At 73.9% G+C, this 9,685-nt stretch carries 8 protein-coding genes and 1 pseudogene; 6 read left to right on the forward strand and 3 right to left on the reverse strand.

The genetic code is table 11. The features are described 5' to 3' along the window. Positions 1–22: 22 nt before the first annotated feature. Positions 23–418: a hypothetical protein gene (locus I59_RS18410; RefSeq protein WP_148286313.1), complete on the reverse strand. Its 396-nt coding sequence runs from the start codon at positions 416–418 to the stop codon at positions 23–25. A gap of 126 nt (positions 419–544) precedes the next feature. On the opposite strand from I59_RS18410, the gene I59_RS20480 reads away from it, so the two are divergent. Beyond that, the gene (locus tag I59_RS20480; RefSeq protein ID WP_022905137.1) at positions 545–3,145 is read left to right on the forward strand and encodes a LuxR C-terminal-related transcriptional regulator; all 2,601 of its coding nucleotides are present in this window, start codon (positions 545–547) and stop codon (positions 3,143–3,145) included. Positions 3,146–3,490: 345 nt separating this feature from the next. Then, entirely contained in the window at positions 3,491–4,273 is a 783-nt protein-coding gene (locus I59_RS18420) for a DUF4184 family protein (RefSeq protein ID WP_022905138.1), read from the forward strand. A 15-nt stretch (positions 4,274–4,288) separates the two neighbouring features. Here I59_RS18420 and I59_RS18425 read toward each other — a convergent pair whose 3' ends face one another. Then, positions 4,289–4,651 (reverse strand): sterol carrier family protein, encoded by a 363-nt coding sequence (locus tag I59_RS18425; RefSeq protein WP_031274612.1) that lies wholly within the window; start codon positions 4,649–4,651, stop codon positions 4,289–4,291. Positions 4,652–4,795: 144 nt separating this feature from the next. Here I59_RS18425 and purD point away from each other — a divergent pair, with 144 nt between their 5' ends. Both purD and I59_RS18435 read left to right on the forward strand, forming a co-directional pair. Beyond that, on the forward strand, positions 4,796–6,064 hold the full coding sequence (gene purD / locus I59_RS18430) for a phosphoribosylamine--glycine ligase (protein ID WP_022905140.1): 1,269 nt from the start codon (positions 4,796–4,798) through the stop codon (positions 6,062–6,064). Then, positions 6,061–6,933 (forward strand): phosphoribosylaminoimidazolesuccinocarboxamide synthase, encoded by an 873-nt coding sequence (locus tag I59_RS18435; protein ID WP_022905141.1) that lies wholly within the window; start codon positions 6,061–6,063, stop codon positions 6,931–6,933. Before purD ends, I59_RS18435 begins: the two co-directional genes overlap by 4 nt. 48 nt (positions 6,934–6,981) lie before the next feature. On the opposite strand, the gene I59_RS18440 is transcribed toward I59_RS18435, so the two are convergent. Further along, complete coding sequence (locus tag I59_RS18440) at positions 6,982–8,178, reverse strand: PP2C family protein-serine/threonine phosphatase (protein ID WP_022905142.1); 1,197 nt, start codon at positions 8,176–8,178, stop codon at positions 6,982–6,984. Between the two features lie 161 nt (positions 8,179–8,339). Here I59_RS18440 and I59_RS18445 point away from each other — a divergent pair, with 161 nt between their 5' ends. Beyond that, positions 8,340–9,263 (forward strand): ABC transporter ATP-binding protein, encoded by a 924-nt coding sequence (locus I59_RS18445; RefSeq protein ID WP_022905143.1) that lies wholly within the window; start codon positions 8,340–8,342, stop codon positions 9,261–9,263. Continuing rightward, positions 9,260–9,685, forward strand: a pseudogene (locus I59_RS23085) (hypothetical protein); the annotation flags it as partial. The gene I59_RS18445 and the pseudogene I59_RS23085, both read left to right, overlap by 4 nt.

Consider the following 9,685-nt stretch of genomic DNA (forward strand, 5'->3'; position numbering starts at 1 on the left):
CTCCCGTCCGACCTGGGTCGCGTCAGCGACCGGCGACGTCGTCGCCGTGCTCCTCGATCTCGCCGTCGACCGTCTCCGGCGCGGGCTCGACGTCCACGCGCTCGGCGGTGAGCTCCGCCGCCCGCCGGGCGAACACGCGGTCGAGCACGACGGCGACCACGGCACCGACGAACGCGCCGATGGTCACGCCCCACAGCGAGAAGTACCCCACCAGGGAGCCGAAGCTCGCGGTCTCCTGCTGGTCGCCTCGGTCGATGTTCATCGTCGCCGAGACGACGACGAGCGTGACGAGGAACCCGACGACCGCGCCGCCGACGATGAAGACGCCGAACTTCGGCGCACGTCGGATCGTGACCGCGTCGGCGGTGGAGACGGCGTTCGGGGCCGGTCGTTCTTCGGGTCCGTCGGTGGTGCTCACCACCCCATTGTCCCCCACTGTGGGACGTGCTCCGGCCTGTGCGCAGAACGCGATACCGGGCAGGATGGACGGCACCGCACCGGCACCCCTGACGGTTGGCGGCGACCGGAGAGGCAGGTGACGGGCATGCGCGGACGCACGCAGCACGGCCGCGCCGAGCGCGGTCACCGTTCCGGTCCGCACCGACGGCCGCCGGCCCGGATCGCCTGGCCGATCGCCCGCCGGCACGAGGAGGACCGGGCCGTCGCGGTGGTCGCGGAGCACCGGTGGAGCGTCGCCCTCGTCGGCGCGCCCGGCCTCGGCAAGACGACCGCGGCGGAGCGGATCACCGACCGCGTCGCCGGGCGGGACGCGTCCGGTCGGACGCTCGTCGTCCCGATCACCGCGGTCGCCGCGGGCCGGTCGATGCCGTTCGATGCGGTTTCCGGCCACTTCGGCGAACTCCCGACGACCCTGGCCGAGCTCGCGGACGAGCACCAGGCCGAGGAGCGGCTCCGGTCCCTCGGCGGCGCAGACCGCGACGTGCTGCTCCGGGTGGACGACGCCGACCACCTCGACGCGATCTCCGCCCGGTACGTCGCGTGGCTCGTCCGGCACCAGGACGCCCGGCTCGTGCTCACCTGCCGCGACTTCACGGCGCTGCCGGAGCCGCTCCGTGCGCTCTGGCAGGACGACCTGCTCGAGCGCATCGACCTCGCCCCGCTCGACCTCCGTGAGACCTCGGACCTCATCGCGACGGCGCTCGGCGCCCAGCTCGAGAACGCCTCGGCCGAGCGCGTGCACCGGGCGACCGCCGGCAACCCGCTCTACGTCCGGGAGGTCGTGCGGGCCGCCCTGGCGTCCGGCGCCCTCGAGCAGACCGCGTCCGGCTGGTACTGGCGGGGCCGGGTCACCGCGTCGAACAGCCTCGCGGACATGTACCGGACGGAGCTCGGCACGCTCCCCGAGGACCTCCGCGACGTCGTCGACATCGTCGCCCTCGCGGACCCGATCCCGCTCCCCCGGCTCCTCGCGCTCGTCGCCGGCGGGGACATCGACCGGGTCGTCGCGCTCGGGCTCGTCCGGATGGACTCGACCGAGGACGGCACCGCGGTCGTCCGGCCGTCGCACCCGCTCGTGGGCGAGGTCGTCCGGGCGCTCGTCCCGGTGGCCCGACGGACCATGCTGTTCGCGCGCGCCAACGCCTTCCGCACGGACCGGCCCGAGGGCGCCCCGCCGGCCGCACGGCTCCGGGCCACCCTCTGGTCGCTCGAGTGCGGCGTGCTGCCCGCGACCGAGGCGCTCCTCGACGCCGCCGAGGTCGCGGTCCGTCTGCAGGAGCTCGAGAGCGCCGTCGCCCTGACCTCGGCCGCACTCCGGACGTCGCTGCCGTGCACGCAGCGGATCGCGGCGCACGTGCTGCGGTCGCTGGCGCACTCCTACAGCGCCGGACGCGAGGCCGGCCGGGCGGACGCCGAGGCGGCGTGGGCGATCGCCCGGGACTCCGACGACGTCGAGGACGCCGCGGTCATCGAGGCGTGCGAGACGCTCGCGAACATCCGGCAGTTCCACGACGACGACGTGGACGCCGCCGTGGCCCTGACCGACCAGGCGGTGCGGCGTGTAGGGCCCGCAGCCGCCGAGCGCCTCCGTCTGCTGCGGCTCGCCCACCTCGGCTGGGCCGGGCGCTTCGCCGAGGTGCGCGCCGAGGTCGACGCCACCGGGATCGTCCACGCCCCGACCGTGCCGCTCGGGTTCCTCTGCCTCGCGCCGTGCGCCGTGATGGGACTCGCCACCGCCGGACGGCTCGACGACGCGGCCACCCTCGGACGGAAGGCCCTGCAGACCGCCGTCGTGAACCTCGAGGACGCGCCGTGGAGCGTCGGCGAGATCGTCTCCGTGCTCCACCAGGTGCAGGTCTGGCGCGGGGACATCGCCGACCTCCTCACCGAGGTGCCGGTCCGCCGGTCGAGCCCGTACCTCATGTACGACTTCACCCTCGAGCTCATCGGGGACGGCAACCACGCGATCGGACAGCGGCGCTGGGACGACGCCATCGTCGCGTTCTCGGCGGCGTGCGAGCGCTACGACATCGCCGACCACGGCGGGTTCGCCGCGTACCCGTGGGCACGACTGGCGATGGCGTACGCCTACGCGGGTCGGCTCGAGGAGGCCGCGGCGGCGCTGGACCGTGCCCGGACGACGCCGGTCCGCGCGATGCGGATCACGGGCGAGCAGGTCGCGGTGTCGATCGCGTGGACGGAGTGGATCCTCGGCAACCCGGAGGGTCCGCGCCACATGGACGAGGTCATCGAGCGGTCGACGGCGGCCGGCTCGTGGACGCACGTCATGTACGGGCACACGCTGCACTACGCGATCGACCTGCAGGCTGGTCGCGACGACGGTCCCACGCTGGACCGGATGCGTGCCGCGGCGGAACGGGTGGACGGTCCGCTGGCGGGGGCGATCGTCGAGTACGCGGATGCGGTCCGTGCCCGCGACCGACCGCGGGTGATCGTCGCGCAGGGCGTCCTCGCCTCGCACGGGATGGCGGTGAGCGCCGGCCACACGAAGCCGCCGCTCACGAACCGCGAGTACGAGGTCGCCAAGCTCGCGGCGGAGGGGCTGAGCAACCGCCGCATCGCGGAGACGCTCGGCCTGTCGGTCCGCACGATCGACGCGCACCTGTCGCGGGTGTTCCAGAAGTGGGACCTGCACGCCCGGGCCGAGCTCGTCGAGCTGCTCTGAGCCGTCCGCTCGGATCGGCGTGCCCGGTCGGTACCGCACGTCTGCCCCGTTCGCGCACCCGGCAGAAGGAGCGCTCACTTTGCGCGCATCTGTTGCGGGATGCAGCACGACTCGCCGGATGGTGCACACAGCTCGCCGAAAATCGCGTAGCGTGTGGGTGTCGCCGGGTTCGGACCCGTTCGGGTCGGGTCCGAATCCCGGCGACTTCCACGATAGGCAACCGGTTGCGCGGGGCACATCGGTAGGACCTACCTAATTCGCTTCGCCTGGCGAGCGATCTCCTCGGCCGGGTGTTCGTCCCCCGGGCTGACGCGCTCGGACCGCTCCTCGGGCCACCATCGTCGTGTGCCCTTCACCGTGAGCCACGCCGTCGTCGCGTTCGCCGCCCGCCGGACGCCGCTGCCCGTCGCCGCCGTCGCGGTCGGGTCGATGGCCCCGGACGCGGTCCTCTTCGTGCCGTCGCTGCCGCCGTACGCCGTGAGCCACTCGTGGACGGGCGTCGTCACCGTGGACCTCGCCGTCGCGCTCGTCCTGGTCGCGGTCTGGTGGTGGCTGGTCCGTCCCGCGTGGACGCGCGCCCTGCCCGCCCTCGCTGTCCGTGTCCCCACGGGGTGGACGACCCGACCGCGATCGTCGGCACGGGGGGTCGCCGCCACGCTCGTCGGGTGCGTGCTCGGGAGCGTCACGCACGTGCTCTGGGACGCGTGCTCGCACCGCGACGGGTGGGTCGTGGAGGCTGTCCCGGTGCTGCGGGGCAGCGTCGCCAGGCACCCGGTGTGGGCGCTCGTGCAGGACGGCTCCAGTGCGCTCGGCCTCCTCGCGTTGCTCGTCGTCGCCGTGGTGTGGTGGGGCCGGTCGCGTCCCGAGGGTGATCGGCGCGTCCCGGCAGGTGGCCGCACCGGCCGGGAGGCACGACTCACCGCCGCCACGGGTGTCGCCGCCGTCGTGCTGGTCACCGCTGGACGCTGCGGGGCCGTCGCCCTCGCGGGTGGGGGCGCGGGTGCGGTCGTCGTGGCAGCGGCCTTCACGGTCCCTCCGGTGGTCGCCGTGGTGCTCGTGGTCGGTGCGGTCGTGCTCGGGGTGGTCCGCCGGTCGCACGGCTCGGTGGACCTCACGACCGCAGGGTGACCGCGCCGGCGTGGATCAGCCGGCGAGGCGGACGGGGAGGAACCCCGTGAGGTCCGCGCGCGAGCCGGAGGCGCTCACTCGGGCGGCCTCGACCGCTTCGTCCCACCGGAGCGTGCCGGTCGCCAGCGCGATCCACGTCGCGGCGTCGGTCTCGACCACGTTCGGCGGGGTGCCGCGGGTGTGCCGCGGCCCGGGGATCGCCTGGACCGCCGCGTACGGCGGGACGCGGACCTCCACGCTGTTGCCCGGCACGTCCTCCGCGAGGCGCTGCAGCGTCCACCGCACGGCGGTGGCGACGTCCGCCCGCGCCGTGCTGCCGCCCTGCACCGCCGCGAGCGCGGACCGCCCGTCCCCGTCGTCGATCGTCCTGCGCGGCATGCCCACAGGCTAGCGACCCGTGCGGTGCGAGGAATCGCACACCGTGCGGCGCCTCAGACCTCGCACGGAGCGTGGAACCTCGCACCGAGCGGCCGCGGACCAACCGCATCGCAACGCGGGCACGAGGCTCGGTAGGGTGATCGGGTGCGAATCCTCGTCCTCGGTTCCGGTGCCCGCGAGCACGCCATCGTCACGGCCCTCCTCGCGGAGCAGGCGGGGCACGTCATCACCGTCGCGCCCGGCAACGCCGGCATCGCCGCCGACGTCGAGACCGTCTCGATCGACCCGACGAACGGCGCGCTGGTCGCCGACTACGCCATCGAGAACGACGTCGAGCTCGTCGTCGTCGGACCCGAGGCGCCGCTCATCGCCGGCGTCGCCGACCCGGTCCGCACGCGCGGCATCCCGGTGTTCGGCCCGGGGAAGGCCGCCGCGCAGCTCGAGGGCTCGAAGGCGTTCGCGAAGCGGATCATGGCCGAGGCGGGCGTCCCGACCGGCCGCCCGGTGTACGCGGGCACGGTCGACGAGGCCGTCGCCGCGCTCGACGAGCTCGGCGCCCCGTACGTCGTGAAGGCCGACGGGCTCGCGGCCGGCAAGGGCGTCCTGGTGACCGAGGACCGTCGGGCTGCGATCGACCACGCCACGTACTGGCTGCAGCACGGCCACGTCGTGGTCGAGGAGTTCCTCGACGGCGAGGAGGTCTCGCTGTTCTTCCTGAGCGACGGGCACGACGTCCGCCCGCTCAGTCCCGCGCAGGACTACAAGCGCCTCGGCGACGGGGACACCGGGCCGAACACGGGCGGCATGGGCGCCTACTCGCCGCTGCCCTGGCTCACCGACCGCTGGGGATCGGAGCAGGCCTTCGTGGCCGAGGTCACCGACCTCGTCGCGCTCCCGACCGTCCGTCGCCTCGAGCACGAGGGCACGCCCTTCGTCGGGCTGCTCTACTGCGGGCTCATCGTCACCGAGCAGGGCGTCCGCGTCATCGAGTTCAACGCGCGCTTCGGCGACCCGGAGACCCAGGTGGTGCTCCCCCGCCTCGCGACACCGCTGAGCGGACTCATGCTCGCCGCCGCCACCGGCCGCCTCGGCTCGGTCCCCGCGCCCGAGTTCCGTGACGACGCCGCCGTCACCGTCGTGCTCGCGAGCGAGGGCTACCCGGAGAACCCGAAGACCGGGCGTCGGATCACCGGGATCGACGCGGCCGGCGCCCGGCCGGGCGTCTCGGTGGCCCACGCCGCCACCGGCCTCCTCGACGGCGAGCTCGTCGCCACCGGCGGCCGCGTCCTCAGCGTCGTCGCGACCGGTGCGGACTTCGCCGAAGCACGCGACCGCGCGTACGCCGGCCTGCACGACATCACGCTCGAGGGCGCGCAGTTCCGCACCGACATCGCCGCGAAGGTCACGCGGTGACCGCCGCGGTCCCGGTCGTCCCGGGCTGGCGGCACGTCTCGTCGGGCAAGGTCCGCGAGCTGTACGTGCCGAGCGGCACCGACGACGTCGCGAGCGCCACCGAACTCCTGCTCGTCGCATCCGACCGCGTCAGCGCCTACGACTTCGCGCTCGAGCCGCCGATCCCCGGCAAGGGCGAGCTGCTGACCCGGCTGTCCCGGTTCTGGTTCGACCGGCTGTCGGACGTCCCGAACCACATCCTGCCCGCCACCAGCGGCGGTACCCCCGTGCCCGCCGAGGTCGCTCCGCGGTCGATGCACGTGATGCCGCTCGCGATGTTCCCGGTCGAGTGCGTCGTCCGCGGCTACCTGGTCGGCAGCGGCTGGGCTGAGTACCAGGAGTCCGGCAGCGTCTGCGGTGTGGCGCTCCCCGCCGGCCTCGCGAACGGCGACCGGCTGCCCGAGCCGATCTACACGCCCGCGTACAAGGCGCCCCAGGGTGAGCACGACGAGAACATCTCGTTCGAGCAGACCGTCGAGCTCGTCGGTCGGGACGACGCCGAGGTGCTGCGCGACCTGTCGCTCCGGGTGTACTCCGAGGCCGCCGCGATCGCGCTCGAGCACGGCGTGGTCATCGCCGACACGAAGTTCGAGTTCGGCCGCGACGCCGACGGTGTGGTCCGCATCGCGGACGAGGTCCTCACGAGCGACTCCAGCCGCTACTGGGACGCCCGCTCCGGGAACCGGACCGAGTCGTTCGACAAGCAGATCGTGCGCGACTGGCTCAGCGCGAACTGGGACCGGCAGGGCACCCCGCCGGTGCTACCGGACACGATCGTGGAGCGCACCGCGGCGCGCTACCGCGAGCTCATCGAGCGCCTCGGCGCCTGACGCAGCCGGCACGCGAGCACCGGTCGACGCCGGAGCGCCGGTGAGGGTTCAGGCGTCCCGCGCGACGACCACGACGGTGAGGTCGTCGCCGGGGTCGTGCTCGGCTGCCCGCGCGCGGACCCGGGCCAGGAAGTCCTCGATGTCCGCCGCCTCCCGGTAGAGGTGTCCCAGACGGGACAGCGAGGCGAGGGTCGAGTCCCACAGCTCGAGCGCGCCGTCGCTGACCAGGACGAGGACGTCGCCGGCGCCGAGGTCGAGCGAGCCCGGGGTCCGTCCGAGCCCCGCCGGGTGGAGGCCCAGCGGGAGGTCGAAGGACCGCAGCACGGCTTCCGACCCGTCCGCCCGCAGGTGCAGCACGAGACCGTGCCCGGCGTCGGTGAAGTCGAGGCGGCCGGTCGCGGGCGCGAGCCGCCCGTGGAAGAGCGTGGCGAACGACTCGGCTCGGCCCAGGTCCGGTGTGATCTGCGCCTCGAGGCCCGCGACGGCGACGTCGGGGCGGTCGTCGCCGCGGGCGAGCAGCGCGCCGCGGATGTTCGCCGCGAGGAGTCCGGCCGACATCCCCTTGCCCATGACGTCGGCGAGGGTCACCACGAGGTCGTCCCCCGAGCGGTGCCACTCGTGCAGGTCGCCGGACACGACACCGTGCGGGATGCTCATCCCGGCGATCCGGTACCCGGGCAGGGCGACCGCGGCCGGTTCGAGTCCGGCGAGCACGGCGCGCAGCCGGTCCTCGTCGGCACCGGCGGCGAGTTCGCGCTCGGCCCACACGCCGAGCTCCTCGAGCAGCGCGAGGTCGTCGTCGCTCAGGGTGCGCGGCACCTGGTCGACGAGGCACAGCGTCCCGACCTTGACCTCGTCGTCCCCGAGCCGCAGCGGCACGCCCGCGTAGAACCGGACGTTCGGGTCGTCGACGACCATCGGCATGTCGGCGTAGCGCGTGTCGGCGGTGGCGTCCTCGACGACGACGGGACCGGTCTCGCCGAGGGTGCGTCCGCAGAAGGTGTCCTGCAGCGGGATCGTCGGACCGAAGTGCTGGTCGCTCTGCTGCGACTTGATCGTGAGCACGGACTCCCCCGCCAGGTTCAGGAACGAGCCGGTGACGCCGAACGCCTCGCGCGCGATGCGGGTGATGCGCTCGAAGCGCTCCTCCGGACCGCCTTCGACGACGTCGAGCGCGGCGAGGAGCGCGGCCCTCCGGGCCTCCGGGGAGGCGTGGGCGATCGACGACGAGGTGGTGAGGCTCATGCTGACCACGGTAACCCCGCTGACGGCGACCGGCGCGTACCCACAACGGAGGACAGGACCCCCGTTCGGAGGGTCGGACCGGCCCGACCGTGACGATCGTCACGGTGACGTCGTGACGGACGGCAGCGGAGCCGGCGGCCGATCGGCGCGACAGTGGTGGCATGAACAGCACAGGACACCAGGACGACGCGGTCATCGAACTGCGCGGTCTCCACAAGCACTTCGGCGCGGTGCACGCCGTCGAGGGCGTCGACCTCACGGTCCGGCGCGGCGAGGTCGTCGCGCTCCTGGGACCGAACGGCGCCGGCAAGACCACCACGGTCGACCTGGCCCTCGGGCTCGCCGCCCCCGGCTCCGGCGAGGTCCGGCTCTTCGGCGACGATCCCCGCCGAGCCGTCGTCGACGGCCGGGTCGGCGCGATGCTGCAGGGCGGTGCGCTCCTTCCGGACATGACCGTCCGGGACGTGGTCGCCCTCGTCGGCGCAGCGCACCGGATGCCGATGCCCGTCGACGAGGCCCTGCGCCGCGCACGCTGCTCCGAGATCGCCGGCCGCCGGGTCGCCAAGCTCTCCGGCGGGCAGCTGCAGCGGGCCCGCTTCGCGGTCGCCGTCGTCTCCGACCCCGAACTCCTCGTGCTCGACGAGCCGACCGCGGCGATGGACGTCGAGGCACGGCACACCTTCTGGGCGTCGATGCGCGAGTTCACCGACGCCGGCCGGACGGTGGTCTTCGCCACCCACCACCTCGACGAGGCCGACACCTTCGCGGACCGCATCGTCATCATGCGGTCCGGCCGGGTCGTCGCCGACGGCACGCCGACCGAGGTCAAGGCCATCGCGTCGAGCCGGACGGTCCGCTTCGACGGGGTCGGCCCCGACGGACACCCCGCGCTCCGCGCCCTGCCGGGCGTCACCGGCCTGGAGGCACGACACGGCTCCGTCACGCTGCGCACCGACCGCAGTGACGACACGCTCCGTGCACTGCTCACCACGTTCCCCGAGGTGCACGACGTCCAGGTGGTCGCCTCGACCATGGACGACGCCTTCCTCGCCATCACCGCCGACCCGCAGGAGGTCTCCGCATGACCAGCACGACCGCGACCACCAACGTCGCCACGGCTCCCGACCGTCCCCGCACCAGCCCGACCGTCCGCGGCCGTCTGCCGTTCCGGTACGTGGCGCTCGAGACCGTCCGACAGCTCCGCAACGTCAAGGCGATGGTGTTCACCTTCGCGATCCCGGTGGTCATGCTCCTCGTGTTCGGCGCCGCCTACGGCTCCCAGCTCGACCAGGCGACCGGGCTCCGATACCTGACCGTCACCACGCTGCAGTCCTCGAGCACGAGCGACCCGTCGACCCCGTCCGTGCCGGCGGTGTTGGGCGCGTCGTACTCGTCGCGGATGCGCCCGACGAGGTCCTCGAGCAGCGCCTCGAGCGTCACCATCCCCGCGCTGCCGCCGTACTCGTCCACGACGAGGGCGATCTGGTGGCCCTCGGTGCGCATCTGG

The sequence above is a fragment of the Curtobacterium sp. B8 genome (assembly GCF_000333315.1).
Taxonomy (GTDB): domain Bacteria; phylum Actinomycetota; class Actinomycetes; order Actinomycetales; family Microbacteriaceae; genus Curtobacterium; species Curtobacterium luteum.